The organism is Micromonospora sp. II (assembly GCF_001709195.1).
Taxonomy (GTDB): Bacteria; Actinomycetota; Actinomycetes; order Mycobacteriales; family Micromonosporaceae; genus Micromonospora; species Micromonospora chalcea.
Map to the genome: position 1 here is coordinate 17,705 of NZ_LYXF01000034.1, position 17,597 is coordinate 35,301.

Below are 17,597 nucleotides of genomic sequence, written 5' to 3' on the forward strand. Positions count from 1 at the left end.
CTCAGGCGCTCGTCGGCGCCGGGCGCAGCAGCGTCGCGGCGACCCCCTGGGCGACCTCGGTCCACGCGGTCGGGCGCAACGTCGCCGGGTCGAGCCGGACGATCGACCGGGTGCCGGTGGCGTGCACGGTGGCGCCGTCGGTCGAGCGGAACTCGAAGGCGTACCGGGCGCTGCTGGTGCCGAAGTGCTCCAGCCAGAAGTGCACAGCCACAGTGCCGACGCCGGTGACCGGCGCGCGGTAGCTGATGGTGAACTCGCGGACCGCGTGGAACACGTCCGGCGCGGCGTGCACGTCGCCGCGGAAGGCGACGCCGCGCTCGGCCCAGTACGGCGTGAGCGCGCGTTCCAGCAGCACCGCGTAGCGGGCGTTGTGCAGCAGGCCCATGGCGTCGAGGTCGTCGAAGTGCACCGGCACGTGCGCGACGTGCCCGAACTCGGCGGCCTGCCGCTCGACTGTGGTGTGGCTCATGACTGGCCTTCCGGTAGCAGGGTCGGATCCGGGCAGAGCGCCCGCAGCCGGGTCAGCAGGCCCTGGCGGGCGTGCCGGTAGGTGGCGTCCGGGTCGAGCAGCCGGGACCGCATCACCGCGCTGATCCCCAGCGCGTCGATCTCGTACGCGAGCAGTGGCACGTCCAGGTCGGCGGGGAGTTCGCCGAGGTCCACCGCCTCCTGGACGAGGCGTTCCAGCAGCGCGGTCCAGCGGGCGAACGCCTCGGCGAGCCGGTCGCGGACCGGGCCGGGGCGGGCGTTGTACTCGAACTCGGTGTTCGCGAAGAAGCAGCCGCCGGGCAGCACCCGGGCGGCGTAGAAGTCGATCCGGGCCTCGTGCAGCGCGCGCAGCCGGCGTACGCCCCGGGGCGCCTCCAGGGCGGGCGCGACGATCATCTCCTGCCACTGCGCGACGGCCCGGTCGACGGTGGCGAGTTGCAGCGCCTCCTTGGAGCGCCAGTGCGCGAAGAGGCCGGACTTGCTCACCTCCAGCCGGTCGGCGAGCTGCGCCAGGGAGAGGCCGTGCAGGCCGACCTCGGTGGCCAGCGCCACGGCGGTGTCCAGCACCGCGGTGCGGGTGCGGTCGCCACGGGCGACGCGGCCGTCGGAGGTCATGCGGGCAGCGTATCGGGAAACAAGCACGACCGGTCGTATTTATTTTTGTGACCCGGGTAACGCGCGACCGCCCCGCCACCTTGCGGTGACGGGGCGGCCCAGGGTCGATCAGGTCAGGCGATGATGGTGTCCAGCGCGATCTCGACCATCTGGCCGAACGTCTGCTCACGCTCCTGCGACGTGGTCTTCTCGCCGGTCTTGATGTGGTCGCTGACGGTCAGGATCGTCAGCGCGCGGGCCTTGAAGCGCGCCGCGATCGTGTAGAGCGCCGCCGACTCCATCTCCACCGCCAGCACGCCGTAGTCGGCGAGCGTGTCGTACAGGTCCGGCCGGTCCGTGTAGAAGGCGTCCGCCGCCAGGATCGGCCCCACCCGCATGCTGATGCCGCGCCGCTCGGCCACCTCGACCGAGGTACGCAGCAACCCGAAGTCGGCCACCGGGGCGTAGTCGATCAGCCCGTCGAAGCGCATCCGGTTCATGTTCGAGTCGGTGGACGACCCGATCGCCGCCACCACGTCCCGCAGCTGCAGATCCTCGGTCAGCGCGCCGCAGGAGCCGACCCGGATCAGCGACTTCACGCCGTACTCGTTTACCAGCTCGTGGGCGTAGATCGAGGCGGACGGCATGCCCATGCCGGAGCCCTGGACGGACACGTCAACGCCGTTCCACTTGCCGGTGAAGCCCAGCATGCCGCGCACCGTCGTGTAGCAGCGGGCCCCCTCCAGGTAGGTCTCCGCGATCCACTTGGCCCGCAGCGGGTCGCCCGGCATCAGGACCCGCTCGGCGATCTCTCCCGGCTCAGCGCCGATGTGCGTACTCATGGCAAAGATCCTGCCAGGCCGGGCCGAGGGATACCGGTTCGGCGTCCAAGCCGGCGGTCCTGTACCCTCGTCGGCGGTGGCGTGTCCGAGTGGCCTAAGGAGCACGCCTCGAAAGCGTGTGAGGGTTTACGCCCTCCGCGGGTTCAAATCCCGCCGCCACCGCTCGTGAACAGCGAGAACGCCCGGCCGATCCCCGAGGATCGGCCGGGCGTTCTGCTTGTGGTCTCAGTTTCGGTCTCAGTTGCTGTTCAAGAGGCTGGTTTCGCGTCCTCTGCCGGGGTGTCCCAGAGCAGCCCTCCGACGCGCTGGGCGATGTCCCGACGGACCTGGGCGGTGAGGTGTTGGTACCGGGCCGCCATCGCTGAGTTCGACCAGCCCATGATTCCCATCACCGCCCGTTCGGCCACCCCGAGGATCAGCAACACCGTTGCGGCGGTGTGCCGGGCGTCATGTAGTCGGCCGTCGCGTAGCCCGGCGAGCTTGAGCAGACGCTTCCACTCGTCGTAATCGGTCCGCGGGTTCACCGGGCCGCCGGTTGGCGTGGCGAACAGCCAGTCACCTACCTCCCAGAGCTGGGCAGCGGTTATGCGCTCCTGTGCCTGTTCGTCGCGGTGCTTGCGGAGCAGCGCCACCAGCTCGTCAGGAAGTCCGATGCTGCGCCGGCCGGCGCGGGACTTCGTCTCGGCGGTATCGGCCCGCACCTGGCGGCGGTCCGGGCAGTGCCCGCCGTGCTTCCGGCCGCATGGTGAGCGACACCCGTGCTCCCACCTCGGCCGCTGCCGGCCGYGCCGGACGGTCAGCGTCCCCGCGTCTAGGTCGACATCCGACCAGCGCAGGCCAAGCGCTTCCCCCTGACGCAGGCCGAGGGCCAGCGCGACCGCCCACCGCGCGCCGTTGCGCCGGCCACGGGTCACGGCCATCAACCGCTGCACCTCAGCGACCGTGTACGGCTCGATCTCACTTTTCCGGCAGGCGTGGTGCCTTGGCAAGGGTGGCGGGGTTCTTGACGAGGTGCCCTCGACGTACGGCCTCGTTGAGTGCGGTGCGGATCGTGCGGTGCGCTTGGTGGGCGGTTGCAGCGGCGCTGCCAGTGTCCTGCATCCGGCGGTAGAAGCGTTCCAGGTGCTCGGGCTCTAGGCGCTCGATCCGGTGGGCGCCGAGACCGGGGATGAGGTGCCGGTAGACGGCCACCCGGTAGCCGGCGAGGGTGTTCTCTCGCACGGCCGACGCAGCGATGTTTTCTACCCAGTGAGATCAGCCAGGTCTTCACTGTCCAGCGCTGGCCGGCCTTGCGGACCGTGCCACTGTCCCGCTCCCGCTCAAGGAGCCGCACCTTTTTGATGACAGCGGCCTCGGTTTTCCCACGCACGTGCCGGCGGTCCGGCGATCCGTTGTCCTTCACACCGATGGTGACCCGGCCATGCCAGGACCCGTCGGCGCCGCGAACTTCGACCAACTGGTCCGCAACACTTACAAGGTGCTCGCCACCCGCGGCATGCGCGGAGCCGTCCTCTACTCAGTCGACCCCGAGACACGCTCCATGCTCGCCAGCCTCGGCATCTCGAAGGTCTGAGCAATCGCAGGGGCCGGGCGACGATGGCCGCCCAGCCGGTAGCTCACGTGGCAAGACAATTTGGCAGTTGACCACTTTCGGCCGGGGCGGCTGGGAAGCGTGTCGGGGACGTGGGGCTCGGGTGGTAGCGGCGCGCCCTCCCTGTTGGCTGCTTTTCGTTTACCTGCCAGGCATGATAGGAACAAGCATCAGCTCCGGGAACCAGTGAGCCGCTAACACTGGTTCCCGGAGCTGGTGCTGGTGCTTCCTACTTGTTTGTTGGTGACGTTTACATCCGCCGCAACCGTGCGCTCGCTTGAGGCGGGCGCTGATTAAAGTAGAAGGCCATCGCAACGCCGAACATCGGTAGGATCGGCGTGACGAAGACGGTCAACAGAGTGGTCAACTCCTGAGCGGATGCCGCACCTGCTGCAATCAGGCCGACCGACGCGGCCCCCCAGAGCATCAGATAGAAAAGCAGGACGACTATGAGCGTCGCCCGCACCTTCTCGCGGTAAAGCATGCTCTCGGGAAAGATTAGTCCTGGAGCCATCTCCTCATCGGAGACGAACTCGTCCCGTTCGGGGTCGGTCGTCTCGCGATCACGCCGCTTGGCTTTGGCGGGCGCCGATCCCTGCTTTGGCTTCAGGTCGCTCGGCGCGGATTCCTCGTCTGAATTCATTTGCGTCTTCCCAAGCCCTCGAGCCGTCTCTTATAAAACTGTTGGACGCCGTTCTCGAGGAGGTGCCCGTGAGGGCAGGAAGATCATGGTGCTAGCGGTTCCTCGACTCTCCTTGCGGCAGGCAATTGTCGATCCTGCCGCGTTCTCTGCCTTGGTAGACGGATGTGGTTACAGATTTTTCTGCTTGGGTCCGTGGATTAGTGCGATTTGGCTCTAGGACCCCAGGGAGCCAAATCGCTTCTATAGCCTCATGCTCGCCTCCTAGGTTGAAGGACGCCATCCGTCAGATTTGATGAACGCGCATCGGTCGCGCGTTAGGCACTGTCCTCTGAGTTCAGCTCGCGGCTTCTAGACGGCTCGTGAAGTCTGGTTGACGCAATCTCGCCAAAGAATCATTCAGACGATTCAGTTATCAAAGGACGAAGATTAGCTCGCGGAGTTTTTCGTCGGGTTCTTCAATGAGGATCTTTGCGCCGCGGTTAACCGCGTCATCCACATACTTCTGCGTCGAAATCGCCCGACGGATCAACTCTGTGATCGTTATGCCGCGACGCTCCGTCAGTTCGCGGATAGCTTCGGCGGCGTCGGCTGACAAGTTCACCGACAGTCGCATCTGTCCCGACGTCGCCTCCGGCGTCTCTTTGCTCATGGCCACTCCTCGGCGACTAGCTGGGTACCGGTCAATGCGGCTGCCGGCGGTCCCCGTGCTGCGACGAGCGCCCCCGCCCGCGTACGTGCCGGCGGCTGATGAGGGTTTGACATCGCTTCTCACCTCCTCTCCACGTCGAGCATACGTCAAAATTCCACATCCGCAACGTCGATGTGCCGCACCTGTGGCGATGTGCGGAGCGGTCCTGCGTCTCGCTTCACCCTCTCGCGGGCTGGGCGGAACCGATGCCATGTCGGGCCACCACGTTGACCGTCCGCAGGAGGAAGGCCCTGCTGTCGCTGTCTGCCGCGCAAACCAGGGGGGCCGGATGGTCGGATCCGAAGCGCCGCCGAGACCAATCCTGAGCGGCAGGGCTCCGGCCGGTGCGCAGAGCACCCTTAGCGAGCCAAGCGGGCGTGAAGGTTTGGCTCGTGGAGGACGGCGGCGCGGCCAGCACCGCTGCCGGTCTCAATTGCGGTCTCGTTCGCCGCGGTACGCGGGTGTATGCCGCCAGTCGTCGGGGATTATCACGCCTGCTCGCGGCCACTATCGGACCAGAGCGGACGCATGATCGCAGACCTCGAAAGCGTGTGAGGGTTTACGCCCTCCGCGGGTTCAAATCCCGCCGCCACCGCTCGTGAACAGCGAGAACGCCCGGTCGATCCGTGAGGATCGACCGGGCGTTCCGCGTGCCGGGTCAACTCCCGGTGAAGTCCTCGCCGAGCAGCGCGCGGATCCGGCTCAACGCCCGGGCGTCCCGCATCTTCACCGCCGACACGGAGATGCGCAGGATCTGGGCGACGGTGGCGACGCTCTGGTCTTCCCAGTGCCGCAGCACCACGATCGCCTGGTCCCGGATCGGCAGCGTCGCCAGCGCGGTCATCAACGCGACGTGCAGGTCCGTCGCCGCCGCCGGTTCCGGCCGCTCGGGGAGATCGGCGCAGACCACCTCGGTGCCGCTGCGCCGGCTCCGCTGGTCGAAGACGGCGTTCATGAGCACCCGGCGGCTGTACGCGTCGAGGTTCGCGGCATGCCGGATGCGGGCCCATGAGGCGTACATCCGGGTGAACGTGATCTGGGTCAGGTCCTGGGCGAGGTGCCAGTCCCGGCACATGAGGTAGGCGGTGCGTCTCAGCCGGGGCGCGGTCGCCGCGACGAACGCGCTGAAGTCCTCGTCCCGGTTGCTGCGCTCACGGCGACGGGCGGCGCTCCAGCGGGCCAGCGGTGCGGCCGGGCGTTCGGCGGTCGGCGTTGCGCGTACGTCGATCTGCCCGCTGGTCACTCACCCTCCCCGGAGTCCGAGCGCGCCGGGCACGGACCGCCCAGGACCTGATCGACGCCGTCCCGGTCGTGGAAGTTCGCCACGAGTTCGGAGTAGTCCTTCGCCCTCGTCAACGTGACCTGGAAGGACTCGGGCATCTGCTCCGGTTTGACCGCGTGGACCAGATCCGGGCTGTTCCGGTACATCTCCTTGAATCTGGCATACGCCTCGTCCCGGCTCTGGAACGTCACGCTCCGCACGAGCGGAGCCGACCGGAGCGCGTCGTGTAGGTCGAGCCGCTGCTGATCAGTGATGTCATGCCGCAGGAAGACGCGGACGTCGACCGGCTCGTCACCCCACTGCCGCGCACAGGTGGCGTCGGCGGAGGGCATCAGCGCTCCGGCCGCCACCACCGGCGGCACCGGTTCCCTCGATGTCGGCGTCAGGTTCAGGGCGACCAGGACGGCGGCGATCGTGACGAGACAGGCCGCCGTGCCTCCCGTGACCAGCCGGCGCCTGCGTCGCAGCGCGGCGCCCCCGGCCATGGCCTCCCGGGCCAGTTCCCCGGTCGGGGGTACGGGTTCCACCTCGAGTGCCCGCTCGAAGAGCACATGCAGTTTCTGGTCCACAACTCGCTCCTGGTGTCCGACGGCGTCCTCTCTTAGGGACCGGTCGAGTCGCCGTATCGGTCACACCGGAGTTCCGGCGGGTCGGGTCAGCAGGGGCCGTAGCCCTCGTCGAAGTGGCGGTGGGCCCAGTCCGCGTACCCGGCGAACATGGGCCCGGCAGGTTGGTGAGCGCCTGGCTGCTGCGGCGAGCGCCCGGACAGCTCTAGGTATCTGGCTCGTGTATCTGCGGTGTCCTGCGGGTTAGTGTCAGCGTCCGCACAAGGGAGGAACCGCTGTGGTTTTCACGCCTGAACAACCGTTGGCACCCGCCGGACCGGTCATGTCCCGTTCCGGTGGCTCCTTCCGGCCCCACCTGATCTGGGAGGCGGTGCTGCTGGCGCTGACCGTCGTCGCCGCGGTGGTGTGGTACTCCCAGGACGGGTCGCGGCTGTCGCCGCTGGTGTTCAACATCGCCTCCGCCGGCCTGTTGGCGACCGCCTTCGCGCTGTCGCTGCGCACCGCCACGCCCAACCTCGCGGTCGTCGCAGTCGGGGCACTCGCCGGCCTGACGTACGCGGAGGTGCTCGACGCCGGCGCCCCGGTCCTCGTCGCGGCGGTCGCCGCGATCGCCGCCGCGGCGTTCTTCGGTCTCGGGATGGGCCTGATCGCCGGGCTGCTGCAGGCGCCCGGGTGGGCGGTGTCGCTCGGCGGGCTTGCCCTGACGCAGGGCATTCTGCTCGCCACCACCGGCAGCGGCGGTCCGCGGCGGCTCGCGAGCGAAGGTTGGATCCGGTCCGACGGTGCCGGGGCCGGGTGGCTGGTGCTGTTTCTCCTGCTGTCGATCGGCGGCGCGGTGGTGTGGTCGATCCCGGCGGTGCGGCGGGCGCTGAGCGGCAACCGGGTCGTCGCCGGGGAGCCGCTGTCGCCGTTCGGTGCACGGCTGCTGGGCGCGGTCATCGGCCTGGGCGGTTCCAGCCTGATCGCGGGCGCGGCCGGAGTCCTGCTGGCCGGCCGGATCGGCGCAGCAACCGCATCGGCCGACATCGGCCAGCTGACGTTGGTGGCCGGCGCCGTCCTGCTCGGCGGCGTGAGCGTGGCCGGCGGGCGGGGCGGCTTCGCGGGCACCGTGCTGGGGATCACCCTGCTGTGCCTGGTGCAGATGATCATCCTCGTCGCGGACGGCCCCCGGTGGCTGCCGACTGTCGTCTTCGCGCTGGCGATCCTCGCCGGCCTGGGCGTCAGCCGGGCGCTGGAGGCCCTGCAACCGGCACTGCCCGCGAGCGTGCCGGGCGCCGGGCCGGCCGAGCCGTCGCGGAAGTACTGACCGCTGTCAGCTCGGCCGGGCGTTCTCGCTGCCGGGGCCTGGTCGGCGCGGTACCGGCGACGAGCACTGCCGGAACATGATCCTCCGGTGGTGGCCTCGGGGCCGCGTCGGCGAGGTCACGGCGAGACGGGCGGGGCGGTGCGCCTCGACCGCGTCGAGGAAGCAGGTGATCGCGGCTTCCGGTATGCGGTCCATGAGCCCGAGCACGTGATCGCCGCAGTCAGGTGGTCGAGCCGAATGTCAGCAGGGGCCGTAGCCCTCGTCGAAGAGGCGGCGGGCCCAGTCCGCGTACCCGGCGATGATCTCGCGGACGGTGACGCCGTCGTGCAGGAACAGGTACGCGCGGTCGCCGTCGCGGGCGAGCAGCCCGGCGAAGCGGTGACTGCCGGGCGGCGCCGGCAGGTCGGTGGCGCCGGGGTACGCGGCGCGGACCTCGCCGATCGGCGTGCCGGCGCTGATGCCCTCCGGTGTGCTCATCGGGTCGTCCAGCCAGAGCAGGACGAGCCGGTCGTCGACGAAGATCGGGCTGACCGCCCCGTGTCCGACGAGTGCGGGCCCGCAGGCCTCCTCGTCGGCGCGCAGCACGCCGCGGCGGGTCAGGTCCGCCTCGGTGGCGCCGAACTCCGCGTCGCGCAGGCCCTCCAGGCTGACCACCTGGGCGGCGCCGACGGGCCGGGCCGGCCACTGTGGATGAACGCCGCTGCCCGCCACTGATGCGGCAGCAAGCAGTACGGCAATAAAGCCGAATTGTCGTAATTTCATGCAATCCCCCAGTCACCAACGGGACCGGGGCGATGAGGTTGCTGGTGCTGGCCGGATTGGCGAAGTTCCCACTCTTCGGCCAGCTCGTCCCAGTAGTCGGCGGACAGCCCGCGCCGGCCGTGCGTCAGCCAGCCGTCGGTGTCGCGCTCCAGGTGCAGGCCCAATTCCGCGAACGGGTCGATCCACGCGCCCGGCTCCGCGCCCAGCCTGGCCAGCGCCGTGTTGATCGGCCACTCGGTACGCGGCCGGTCCAGCGCGGCGTCGTACCGCGGCCCCCAGCTCACCTCGCCGCCCAGCCACACCACCGCCGACTGGTGGCCCAGCCCGCCCGCGAACTCCGCCTCCAGGTACGCGACCGGGCCGCTGGTCGACCAGCGGGCCAGCACCTCCGCCAGCGGCGGCGAGAGCACCAGCCGGAACGGGCGCTCGGCGCGCGGCTCGTCGGTGGCGAAATCCGGCAGCCCGCCGGTCAGCTCCTGCACCAGTTGCGGGGTCACCGGCAGCAGCGCGAAGTCCTGACGGAGTGCGGCGAGCACCGCGTGGTCCAGGTCGGCGGTCTGCTCGCGAAGCAGCTCGACGTCGGCGACCACGGCGCTGAGCTGGTAACTCATCCGGTCCTCTCGGCGTCCACAGGCTGTGGATAGAACATGTGTACGACGATCTCAGGTGGCTCCGTTGGTCAGATACCTCGGGCGTCCGTCGCTCAGCGCGGCCACCGCGTGACGCAGCCGATGCCAAACGTACGGGCGAAGCAGCGCCTGCGCATCATCGAGCGCAACGAATCGTGCGTCAGCCAGTTCGCCGTCAGCCGGTTTCAACGGCTCGGCGGGAGGCAGTGCACCGCCGTCGAAGATGAACATCAGGCTGTCGTCCCACGGGCCGTGCGGTGCGACCCAGTCCACCACCAGCAACGGTCCGATGCGCAGTTCGAGACCCAGCTCCTCGCGCACCTCCCGCTCGGCGGCCAGGTGCGGCGGCTCGTTCGCCTCCGCCATGCCGCCCGGCAGGTCCCAGTCCGGCTTGTAGCGCGGATCTACCAGCAGGACGTCGCCGTCACCGTTGCGCAGCAGTACGTCGGCTCCCACCCGCTTCCGGGGCTGCCGTGCGTTGCCCTCGGCGAGGTGGGCCTGCCAGGCTGCCGGATCTCGCTCGTACAGGGGACGCTCGTCGGCCATACCGACGATTGTCGGCCGTCCTCACGCCGTCGGCAGCGGCCTCGGCGTTCGCGTACGAGAATCGCCTGGTCGATCTCGGCGGAGGTGGTCGGATCGGGGTGGAGGCGTTCGTAGCCGGGGTGACAGTGGCCGCGAGGCGGCCGGGGAAGGCGAAAGAGGAACCGATGGCGCAGTACCTGATCTCCGTACTCGACGACACGACCGGCTCGGCCACCGAGGCGGAGATGGCCGCGATCGGTGAGTTCAACGAGCGGTTGCGCGCCGACGGCCACTGGGTCTTCGCCGGTGGCCTCGCGGCACCGGAGACCGCCACCGTCGTGGACGCGCGGGACGGGAACCCGGTGTTCACCGACGGCCCCTACGTGGAGACGAAGGAGTACGTCGGCGGGTTCTGGATCATCGAGGCGCCCGACTTCGACGTGGCGCTCCCGCTCGCCGCGCTGGCGTCGCAACGGTGCAACAGGCGGGTCGAGTTGCGGCCGTTCCTGACCGCGTGACAGACATCGGCGAGGTGCTCACCCGGGTCCACCGCGAGGAGTGGGCCCGGGTGGTCGCCACGCTCGCCCGGCGCATCGGCGATCTCGACGTGGCCGAGGAGATGACCGCCGAGGCGTTCGCCGCCGCCGTCGAACGCTGGACGGCCGACGGCGTGCCGCCGAACCCCGGCGCGTGGCTCACCACAGTCGCGTACCGCAGGGCCGTCGACCGGATCCGGCGCGAGAGCCGGCGGGAGGACAAGCACCGGGAGGCGCTGATGCTGACCGACGTGCCGGAACCGCTCGGTGTCATCGACGACGACCGGCTCCGCCTGATCTTCACCTGCTGCCATCCGGCGCTGGCCATGGAAGCGCGGGTGGCGCTGACGCTGCGCCTGGTCGGCGGACTCACAGTGCCGGAGATCGCCCGGGCGTACCTGGTTCAGGAAGCCGCCATGAGCCGGCGGATCACCAGGGCCAAGACGAAGATCAAGGCGGCCGGGATCCCGTACCGGGTGCCGTCCCGCGAGGACCTGCCGGCCCGCGTCACCGGCGTGCTCGCCGTTCTCTACCTGGTCTTCAACGAGGGCTACCTCGCCTCCGACCCCGACAAGGAGGCGGTGCGCGCCGACCTGACCGGCGAGGCGATCCGGCTCACCCGGCTGGTCCGTACGCTGCTGCCCGCCGACCACGAGGTCACCGGTCTCCTGGCTCTGATGCTGCTGACCGAGGCCCGCCGGCCCGCCCGGGTCTCCGCGACCGGCGAACTCGTCGTCCTCGCCGAGCAGGACCGCAGCGCCTGGGACCGCGACCTCATCGCCGAGGGCCACGCCTTGGTCCGCGCGTGCATCGCCGCCGCACGGCCGCCGGGCCGCTACCAGATCCTCGCCGCGATAAACGCCGTACACACCGACGCCCGCGACGCGCGGGACACCGACTGGTCGCAGGTCGCCGCGCTCTACGACCATTTGGTACGCGTCGACCCGTCGCCGATCGTGCGACTCAACCGGGCCGTGGCGGTCGCCGAACTGGACGGGCCGCAGGTGGCGCTCGCCGAGGTGGACGGGTTGCCGCTGGAGGGATATCACGCGTACCACGCGACGCGGGCCGAGCTGCTGCGGCGGATCGGGCGGGGTGGGGAGGCGCGGGAGGCGTACGAGCGGGCGATCGAGTTGGCGGGGAACAGCGCGGAGACGGCGTACTTGAAGCGGCGGCGGGACCAGTTGGGCGGCCGGTAAGAGCAACGCTGCTGATTCTCCGACCACTCGGCCATCGCCCGAGCTCGTTCAGCGTTCGCCGTATGCATCGACGGTGAAAAGCTTGGCCTGAATTCGCTCTTCGCGAGCGTTGATGAACTCGGCAGACTCTTGAAGGTCGAGAGTGACTCTCTCATCGGAGTGCCGATAGTCGTCGTAGTAGTCCGAGTACCGCTTGGTGCCGGTGATTGGGTCGGCGTAGGCGAGGACGACGTACTTGGACAGCCCCGGGACCGACTTTCGATCGTGGAGCTGTTGAACGCACCTCTGGAACTCCTGCAGGTTCTGCAGGCCGGGGCCACCCTTGAAGCCGGACGAGGCGCCTGTGTAGGGGTCAAACCGTCGCGGATGCACATAGAACTTGAACTCGACGAACGCCTTCTCGTCGCCGCCATGCAGGACGAGGTCGATCCGTTCGCACTCCACGAACGGCTGCACGCCCTCGTCGACGCCAGGCAGATGTCGGCAGAAAAAATAGCGAAAGACCGACTCGTTCCAGCTGGCCAGCGGTGCCCGTCGGAGTTCGCCGGGCATGAACTCGATGGTGCGGCGGAAGGTTGACCGGACAATCTCATCCAGGCTCTGCCCCATCGACGGAACGTATCAGCCCGGCTTCTGCGCAGCGCTGAGGACAGGACGGCGAGCCGGAGCGACCGTAGAGACGACGAAGGGCCGGTCCCTGACGGGGCCGGCCCTTCCGTTCGTGCTGCTCAAGCGAGCGGAGGATACGAGATTCGAACTCGTGAGGGTGTAAACCCAACACGCTTTCCAAGCGTGCGCCCTAGGCCTCTAGGCGAATCCTCCGCGAGCCAGGATACAGGTCCCGCGACGGCGGGCCACCCCACCCTCCCGGAAGATCCACAACCCTTCGGGTAGGCTTGGCGTCACCTCCCGTGCGGCGGTACCTCGTGAACCTCCCCAGGGCCGGAAGGCAGCAAGGATAAGCGAGCTCTGCCGGGTGCACGGGAGGCCTTTCTGTCTCCCGGGCCGGGTAACGTCGCTGCGGGTCGGGTCACGGGGTGGTGGGTGGTCACCCGGGGCCGACCGGCGCAGAATGGCTCGGTCGAGAGGAGGCGGGACGGGTGGCACTGGCCCTTTACCGCAAGTACCGGCCGCGGACGTTCGCCGAGATCATCGGCCAGGATCACGTCACCGAGCCGTTGTCGCAGGCGCTGCGCAGCGGCCGGCTGAACCACGCGTACCTCTTCTCCGGCCCCCGGGGCTGCGGCAAGACCTCCAGCGCCCGGATCCTGGCCCGCTCGCTCAACTGTGAGCAGGGCCCCACGCCCGAGCCGTGCGGGCAGTGCGAGTCCTGCCGTTCGCTCGCGACCGACGGCGCCGGCTCGATCGACGTGATCGAGATCGACGCGGCCAGCCACGGTGGTGTCGACGACGCCCGTGAGCTGCGGGAGAAGGCGTTCTTCGCGCCGGCCCGCAGCCGCTTCAAGATCTACGTCATCGACGAGGCGCACATGGTCTCGTCGGCCGGCTTCAACGCGTTGCTGAAGCTGGTCGAGGAGCCCCCGGAGTACGTCAAGTTCATCTTCGCCACCACCGAACCGGAGAAGGTCCTCGGCACGATCAAGTCGCGGACCCACCACTACCCGTTCCGGCTGATCCCGCCGAAGGTGCTCCGTCCCTACCTTGAGCAGCTCTGCGAGGCCGAGGGCGTCACTGTCGATCCGGCTGTATTCCCGCTGGTGGTCCGCGCCGGTGGCGGCAGCGCCCGGGACAGCCTCTCCGTACTCGACCAGCTCATCGCCGGCGCCGGCCCGGAGGGTGTCGGCTACGCCCGGGCCGCCGCGCTGCTCGGCGTCACCGACTCGGCGCTGATCGACGAGATGTGCGACGCGCTCGCCGCCGGTGACGGCGCCGCCGCGTACGCCACTGTCGACCGGGTCGCCGAGGCCGGCCACGACCCGCGCCGCTTCGCCTCCGACCTGCTGGAACGCCTCCGCGACCTGATCGTGCTCCAGCAGGTGCCGGATGCCGCCGCCAAGGGCCTCATCGACGGCCCGGCCGACCAGATCGAGCGGATGGCCGCCCAGGCGCAGCGTCTCGGCCCGGCCACGCTGTCCCGCTGCGCGGACATCGTGCACAACGGCCTGGTCGAGATGCGCGGCACGACAGCGCCCCGGCTGCTGCTGGAGCTGATCTGCGCCCGGATGCTGCTGCCCGGCGCGGACGACTCGTCCGGCGGCCTGCTCCAGCGCCTGGAGCGGATGGAACGCCGGCTGACGCTGGGCGGCGTCGAGCCGTCGCCGTCCGCGCATCCCACCCAGACCCCTGAGGTACGCCCGGCGGCTCCCGCCCCGGGCGCGGCTGCCGCCGCGGTCCACCCGGACACCGCCGGCACGCCGGCGGCTCCCGGTGCCCCGACCGGTGCCGCCGCCGCACGTGCCGCCGCAGCCGCCGCTGCCGGTTCCCGCAGCGCCGCGCCCGGTTCCCGCCCGGGCTCTGCCGTCGGGGCTACCGGCTCCCGTCCCGCCCCGGCCGGTGCGGCTGCCGACGCCGGCCCGGCCGCTGCCGATTCCGGCTCGTCGACGACCGAGGCGACAGCGGCTGCCGGAACTCACCCCGGCACGGACGCCGGGTTCTCCGCGTCGGCCTCCGAGCGGTCAACTGCCGGCCCGACGACTTCCGGTCAGGCCGCCGCCCGACGTCCGGTGCCGCCGTCTGCGGTGATGCCCGACCCCGCCACGCCCGAGCCGCCCCGCCCCGGCGCGGCGAATCCCGGGGCGCTCGACGCGGTGGCCGTGCGCCGGGTCTGGCCCGAGGTAGTAGGCAAGGTGAACCGGAGCAACAAGCGGATCGCCGCGCTGATGCGGGACGCGGTGGTGCGCGACCTGGACGGCGACACGCTCGTACTGACCGTGAAGTCGACGGTGCTGGCGAAGATGATGGCCGACCACGCGGCCGTGCTGACCGACGCGCTCTACGAGGAGTTCGGCGGTCGCTGGCAGATCCGCTGCGAGGTGGCGGGCGAGCGCGGCGCCGCATCGCTCGGCGGCCCGTCCCGCCCGTCCGGCGCGGCACGAGCGCAGACCGACAGCACGCCCGACCGCGCACCGTCCGACAGCGTCCCGGGCCGCCCGGCGTCCGCTGCGGCGGCTCCGGCGTCCGACACCTCACCCGGCCGCCCGGCCCCCGGAGCGGCGGCCAATGCTCAGGCGCGCTCCGATTCCGGCAGCTCGGGCGACTTCTCCCACTCGACCACACCCGACGCGAGCCGTCCTGGCTCGACGGACGCCGGACCGGGCCGTCCTGACTCCGGTGCTGCCGGTCGTCCGGCATCCGCCGGTCTCGGCGACGCCCCGGGACAGCCGGTGTCCGGCTCGACCGGTGCCACGGGCAACCGAACCCTCGGCAGTCAGGGCGCGGCCGGGCAGGCCGACGAGGACGACTGGCCGGAGCCGGTGCGGCCCGGTGGCGCGGCGACCGCTGCCGCCTCGGCCGCGAGCGCCGGCGACGCGGAGGACTGGCCGGCGGCGGCACGTCCGGGCGGGGGCACGGCGACCGCTACCGCCCCTGTCGCCGTACCCAAGCCTGCCGCACCCCCGGCGGCGCCGGCCGGTGGCGCGAGGCCGGGGGGCGGCGGGCCGAAGAACAGCGCGATCGCGGCGGCGCGTGCCGCAGCCGCGGCTGCTGCCGGCGGCGGTCCCGGCAAGGGGTCGCGCGCGGCGCAGCCGGCGCGGAAGACGGCCGACGCCGAATGGGCGGGCGAGCCGCCCTACGACCCGGACTTCGACGGCCCGGTCCGGGGTGGGCGGGCGCCCGCCGCGGCGCCGGCCTACGAGGGGTTCGACCCGGGCGACGAGCCGCTCGACGACGTGATCGACGAGCGGACGGCCCGGCAGTCGAGCGAGGAGCAGGCGGTTCAGCTGCTGCGTGAGACGTTCGGGGCCGAGAAGATCGACGAGGTGGACGCGCGCTGAGCGCGCGCCGACCGCGAAGGAGCCGCGCCGTGGCCCGACTAGGCTGGGCGCGGCCGAGCAGACGAGTGGAAAAAGGAGCGGTCCGTGCGCCCAGGTGGACAGCCGAACATGCAGCAGATGCTGAAGCAGGCGCAGAAGATGCAGCAGCAGATCGCCAAGGCCCAGGCCGAGCTGGCCGAGGCGGAGCTGACCGGCACCGCCGGCGGTGGCCTGGTCACCGCGACCGTCGCCGGCACCGGTGAGCTGAAGGCGATCAAGATCGACCCGAAGGCGGTCGACCCGGAGGACGTCGAGACGCTCGAGGACCTGGTGGTCGCGGCCGTGCACAACGCCGCCGAGGCGGCCCGCGAGCTGACCGAGAAGAAGATGGGCCCGGTCGCGGGCGGCATGGGCGGCCTCGGCCTGCCCGGGTTCTGAGCCGGCAGATGTACGAGGGTGCCATCCAGGATCTGATCGACGAGCTGGGCCGGCTGCCGGGCGTGGGCCCGAAGAGCGCCCAGCGGATCGCATTCCATGTGCTGTCGGCGGATCCGGCCGACGTGAACCGGCTGGCCGGCGCGCTGCGCAAGGTCAAGGACCTGGTCCGGTTCTGCACGACCTGCTACAACGTGGCCGAGTCGGAGCAGTGCCGGATCTGCCGCGATCCCCGGCGTACCGACGAGGTGCTCTGCGTGGTCGAGGAGCCCAAGGACGTGGTGGCGATCGAGCGGACCGGGGAGTTCCGCGGGCGCTACCACGTGCTCGGTGGCGCGATCAATCCGCTGGAGGGCATCGGTCCGGACAACCTGCGGATCCGTGAGCTGATGACGCGCCTCGGCAGTGGTTCGGTACGTGAGCTGATCCTGGCCACCGACCCGAACACCGAGGGCGAGGCGACCGCCACCTATCTGGCGCTGATGGTCAAGCCGATGGGGATCGCGGTGACCCGGCTGGCGAGTGGGTTGCCGGTCGGCGGCGATCTGGAGTACGCCGACGAGATCACGCTGGGCCGCGCGTTCGAGGGGCGCCGAGCCGTCTGAGTTGTGCCGCGTCGCTTCCGGCGGGTGCCCTGCGGGGTGCCCGCCGGACGCGTTCGCGCGCTGGAACCCGGTGCGCGCCGATCTGACACGAACGTGCGTCCGGGACCGGATCGACGTAATAAATTCGGCCTTCAAACCGACGAAAATTCGGCGCTAGGCAGTGTTCTCCTTCGAATCGAATGCCTCGATCCAGAACAGACACGATTCGATACCAACCCGCCCCCCGCCCGTTTCCGCGCCGTCCACCCGAGGGCTAAGGTCTGCGCACATCGGTGACCCTGTCACCACGTTGTCCGTACCCCCAAGGACGAGGTGAAGCACCATGCGTGCATCCAGGCCGAAGGTCGCAATCGCGGCCGTCGCGGTCGCGGCCCTCGCGGTTGCAGGCTGCGCCGAGAGCGACCGTGAGAGCGGCTCCGGAGGAAATAGCAAGAAGGACACCCTCGTCTTCGGCGTCGCCGGAGACCCGAAGGTGCTCGACCCCAGCTTCGCCAGCGACGGTGAGTCGCTGCGCGTGGCGCGCCAGGTCTTCGAGACGCTGGTCCGTCCGGAGGAGGGCGGCACCAAGGTGACGCCGGGCCTCGCGGAGTCCTGGACGCCGGACGCGGCGGGCACCACCTGGACCTTCAAGCTCCGCTCGGGCGTGAAGTTCCACGACGGCACCGACTTCAACGCCGAGGCCGTCTGCGCCAACTTCGACCGCTGGTACAACGCCAAGGGCCTCATGCAGAGCCCGGACGTGACCGCGTACTGGCAGGACGTCATGGGCGGGTTCGCCAAGAACGAGGACCCGGAGCTGGGGCCGAGCCTCTTCAAGTCCTGCACCGCCAAGGACGCCACCACTGTGGACCTCACGTTCACCCGGGTCTCCAGCAAGATCCCGGCCGCGCTGATGCTGCCGTCGTTCTCGATGCAGAGCCCCAAGGCGATGGAGCAGTACGACGCCAGCAACGTGACCGGCACCGCCGAGGAC

The 17,597-nt window shown here is 70.3% G+C and carries 19 protein-coding genes, 2 tRNA genes, 1 other RNA gene and 1 pseudogene; 10 read left to right on the forward strand and 13 right to left on the reverse strand.

The genetic code is table 11. The features are described from left to right. Window position 1 precedes the first annotated feature (1 nt). The 3 genes from A8711_RS17770 to deoD all read right to left on the reverse strand — a co-directional run bounded on the left by A8711_RS17770 (window position 2) and on the right by deoD (window position 1,925). The gene (locus A8711_RS17770; protein ID WP_043327825.1) at window positions 2–469 is read right to left on the reverse strand and encodes a thioesterase family protein; all 468 of its coding nucleotides are present in this window, start codon (window positions 467–469) and stop codon (window positions 2–4) included. Continuing rightward, window positions 466–1,104 carry a TetR/AcrR family transcriptional regulator gene (locus tag A8711_RS17775; RefSeq protein ID WP_030502134.1) on the reverse strand — a complete coding sequence of 213 codons (639 nt, stop codon included), beginning with the start codon at window positions 1,102–1,104 and terminating at the stop codon, window positions 466–468. The genes A8711_RS17770 and A8711_RS17775 overlap by 4 nt, the downstream gene beginning before the upstream one ends. A 113-nt stretch (window positions 1,105–1,217) precedes the next feature. After that, window positions 1,218–1,925 carry a purine-nucleoside phosphorylase gene (gene deoD, locus A8711_RS17780; protein WP_043327826.1) on the reverse strand — a complete coding sequence of 236 codons (708 nt, stop codon included), beginning with the start codon at window positions 1,923–1,925 and terminating at the stop codon, window positions 1,218–1,220. 75 nt (window positions 1,926–2,000) lie between these two features. On the opposite strand from deoD, the gene A8711_RS17785 reads away from it, so the two are divergent. Beyond that, window positions 2,001–2,087 (forward strand) — tRNA-Ser (locus tag A8711_RS17785). 86 nt (window positions 2,088–2,173) lie between these two features. Here A8711_RS17785 and A8711_RS17790 read toward each other — a convergent pair. Next, window positions 2,174–3,381: pseudogene (locus A8711_RS17790) on the reverse strand (tyrosine-type recombinase/integrase). Between A8711_RS17790 and A8711_RS32055 the strand changes: the two are divergent. Continuing rightward, complete coding sequence (locus A8711_RS32055; RefSeq protein WP_124778961.1) at window positions 3,346–3,498, forward strand: DNA/RNA helicase domain-containing protein; 153 nt, start codon at window positions 3,346–3,348, stop codon at window positions 3,496–3,498. The pseudogene A8711_RS17790 and the gene A8711_RS32055 sit on opposite strands and share 36 nt — an antisense overlap. Window positions 3,499–3,766: 268 nt before the next feature. On the opposite strand, the gene A8711_RS17795 is transcribed toward A8711_RS32055, so the two are convergent. From A8711_RS17795 to A8711_RS17810, 4 genes are all read right to left on the reverse strand, one after another. Continuing rightward, the gene (locus tag A8711_RS17795) at window positions 3,767–4,159 is read right to left on the reverse strand and encodes a hypothetical protein (protein WP_069088844.1); all 393 of its coding nucleotides are present in this window, start codon (window positions 4,157–4,159) and stop codon (window positions 3,767–3,769) included. 412 nt (window positions 4,160–4,571) lie between these two features. Then, entirely contained in the window at window positions 4,572–4,808 is a 237-nt protein-coding gene (locus A8711_RS32465; protein WP_158629867.1) for a ribbon-helix-helix protein, CopG family, read from the reverse strand. Between the two features lie 697 nt (window positions 4,809–5,505). Beyond that, on the reverse strand, window positions 5,506–6,090 hold the full coding sequence (locus A8711_RS17805; protein WP_233607817.1) for a SigE family RNA polymerase sigma factor: 585 nt from the start codon (window positions 6,088–6,090) through the stop codon (window positions 5,506–5,508). Beyond that, window positions 6,087–6,698 (reverse strand): permease-like cell division protein FtsX, encoded by a 612-nt coding sequence (locus tag A8711_RS17810; protein ID WP_069088846.1) that lies wholly within the window; start codon window positions 6,696–6,698, stop codon window positions 6,087–6,089. Before A8711_RS17810 ends, A8711_RS17805 begins: the two co-directional genes overlap by 4 nt. 319 nt (window positions 6,699–7,017) lie before the next feature. Here A8711_RS17810 and A8711_RS17815 point away from each other — a divergent pair, with 319 nt between their 5' ends. Then, complete coding sequence (locus tag A8711_RS17815; protein WP_069088847.1) at window positions 7,018–8,001, forward strand: hypothetical protein; 984 nt, start codon at window positions 7,018–7,020, stop codon at window positions 7,999–8,001. Between the two features lie 240 nt (window positions 8,002–8,241). Here A8711_RS17815 and A8711_RS17820 read toward each other — a convergent pair whose 3' ends face one another. The 3 genes from A8711_RS17820 to A8711_RS17830 are packed head-to-tail and all read right to left on the reverse strand — an operon-like array spanning window position 8,242 to window position 9,938. Next, a complete protein-coding gene (locus A8711_RS17820; RefSeq protein ID WP_043327830.1) occupies window positions 8,242–8,763 on the reverse strand; it encodes a hypothetical protein in 522 nt (173 codons plus the stop codon). Continuing rightward, the gene (locus A8711_RS17825; protein WP_043327831.1) at window positions 8,760–9,374 is read right to left on the reverse strand and encodes a hypothetical protein; all 615 of its coding nucleotides are present in this window, start codon (window positions 9,372–9,374) and stop codon (window positions 8,760–8,762) included. The genes A8711_RS17820 and A8711_RS17825 overlap by 4 nt, the downstream gene beginning before the upstream one ends. A 51-nt stretch (window positions 9,375–9,425) precedes the next feature. After that, window positions 9,426–9,938 (reverse strand): NUDIX hydrolase, encoded by a 513-nt coding sequence (locus tag A8711_RS17830; RefSeq protein ID WP_069088848.1) that lies wholly within the window; start codon window positions 9,936–9,938, stop codon window positions 9,426–9,428. Between the two features lie 164 nt (window positions 9,939–10,102). Here A8711_RS17830 and A8711_RS17835 point away from each other — a divergent pair, with 164 nt between their 5' ends. Together A8711_RS17835 and A8711_RS17840 are read left to right on the forward strand one after the other, a co-directional pair. Next, complete coding sequence (locus tag A8711_RS17835) at window positions 10,103–10,435, forward strand: YciI family protein (protein WP_064446821.1); 333 nt, start codon at window positions 10,103–10,105, stop codon at window positions 10,433–10,435. After that, entirely contained in the window at window positions 10,432–11,652 is a 1,221-nt protein-coding gene (locus A8711_RS17840; RefSeq protein WP_069088849.1) for an RNA polymerase sigma factor, read from the forward strand. The genes A8711_RS17835 and A8711_RS17840 overlap by 4 nt, the downstream gene beginning before the upstream one ends. Window positions 11,653–11,700: 48 nt before the next feature. Here A8711_RS17840 and A8711_RS17845 read toward each other — a convergent pair whose 3' ends face one another. Both A8711_RS17845 and A8711_RS17850 read right to left on the reverse strand, forming a co-directional pair. Continuing rightward, window positions 11,701–12,261, reverse strand: coding sequence for a hypothetical protein (locus tag A8711_RS17845; RefSeq protein ID WP_069088850.1), 561 nt, complete (start codon window positions 12,259–12,261; stop codon window positions 11,701–11,703). 128 nt (window positions 12,262–12,389) lie between these two features. Next, a tRNA-Ser gene (locus tag A8711_RS17850) sits at window positions 12,390–12,474 on the reverse strand. Window positions 12,475–12,555: 81 nt separating this feature from the next. Here A8711_RS17850 and ffs point away from each other — a divergent pair. The 5 genes from ffs to A8711_RS17875 all read left to right on the forward strand — a co-directional run. Further along, an RNA gene (gene ffs / locus A8711_RS17855) (signal recognition particle sRNA small type) lies at window positions 12,556–12,645 on the forward strand. 107 nt (window positions 12,646–12,752) lie between these two features. Next, complete coding sequence (locus tag A8711_RS17860) at window positions 12,753–15,605, forward strand: DNA polymerase III subunit gamma and tau (RefSeq protein ID WP_069088851.1); 2,853 nt, start codon at window positions 12,753–12,755, stop codon at window positions 15,603–15,605. Window positions 15,606–15,713: 108 nt separating this feature from the next. Next, a complete protein-coding gene (locus A8711_RS17865) occupies window positions 15,714–16,022 on the forward strand; it encodes a YbaB/EbfC family nucleoid-associated protein (protein WP_030502117.1) in 309 nt (102 codons plus the stop codon). Between the two features lie 8 nt (window positions 16,023–16,030). Beyond that, window positions 16,031–16,624 carry a recombination mediator RecR gene (gene recR, locus A8711_RS17870; RefSeq protein ID WP_069088852.1) on the forward strand — a complete coding sequence of 198 codons (594 nt, stop codon included), beginning with the start codon at window positions 16,031–16,033 and terminating at the stop codon, window positions 16,622–16,624. A gap of 322 nt (window positions 16,625–16,946) precedes the next feature. After that, window positions 16,947–17,597, forward strand: a 651-nt coding sequence (locus tag A8711_RS17875; RefSeq protein ID WP_255365641.1) for an ABC transporter substrate-binding protein, incomplete at its 3' end; no start/stop codon positions are given.

Bases quoted from the DNA above. Each gene is read 5' to 3' on its own strand.
- A8711_RS17865 (WP_030502117.1), top strand. From the start codon at position 15,714: ATGCAGCAGATGCTGAAGCAGGCGCAGAAGATGCAGCAGCAGATCGCC.
- A8711_RS17845 (WP_069088850.1), bottom strand. From the start codon at position 12,261: ATGGGGCAGAGCCTGGATGAGATTGTCCGGTCAACCTTCCGCCGCACC.
- A8711_RS17825 (WP_043327831.1), bottom strand. From the start codon at position 9,374: ATGAGTTACCAGCTCAGCGCCGTGGTCGCCGACGTCGAGCTGCTTCGC.
- A8711_RS17820 (WP_043327830.1), bottom strand. From the start codon at position 8,763: ATGAAATTACGACAATTCGGCTTTATTGCCGTACTGCTTGCTGCCGCA.
- A8711_RS32055 (WP_124778961.1), top strand. From the start codon at position 3,346: ATGCCAGGACCCGTCGGCGCCGCGAACTTCGACCAACTGGTCCGCAAC.
- deoD (WP_043327826.1), bottom strand. From the start codon at position 1,925: ATGAGTACGCACATCGGCGCTGAGCCGGGAGAGATCGCCGAGCGGGTC.
- A8711_RS17795 (WP_069088844.1), bottom strand. From the start codon at position 4,159: ATGAATTCAGACGAGGAATCCGCGCCGAGCGACCTGAAGCCAAAGCAG.
- A8711_RS17815 (WP_069088847.1), top strand. From the start codon at position 7,018: ATGTCCCGTTCCGGTGGCTCCTTCCGGCCCCACCTGATCTGGGAGGCG.
- A8711_RS17775 (WP_030502134.1), bottom strand. From the start codon at position 1,104: ATGACCTCCGACGGCCGCGTCGCCCGTGGCGACCGCACCCGCACCGCG.
- A8711_RS17830 (WP_069088848.1), bottom strand. From the start codon at position 9,938: ATGGCCGACGAGCGTCCCCTGTACGAGCGAGATCCGGCAGCCTGGCAG.
- A8711_RS17770 (WP_043327825.1), bottom strand. From the start codon at position 469: ATGAGCCACACCACAGTCGAGCGGCAGGCCGCCGAGTTCGGGCACGTC.
- A8711_RS17835 (WP_064446821.1), top strand. From the start codon at position 10,103: ATGGCGCAGTACCTGATCTCCGTACTCGACGACACGACCGGCTCGGCC.
- A8711_RS32465 (WP_158629867.1), bottom strand. From the start codon at position 4,808: ATGAGCAAAGAGACGCCGGAGGCGACGTCGGGACAGATGCGACTGTCG.
- recR (WP_069088852.1), top strand. From the start codon at position 16,031: ATGTACGAGGGTGCCATCCAGGATCTGATCGACGAGCTGGGCCGGCTG.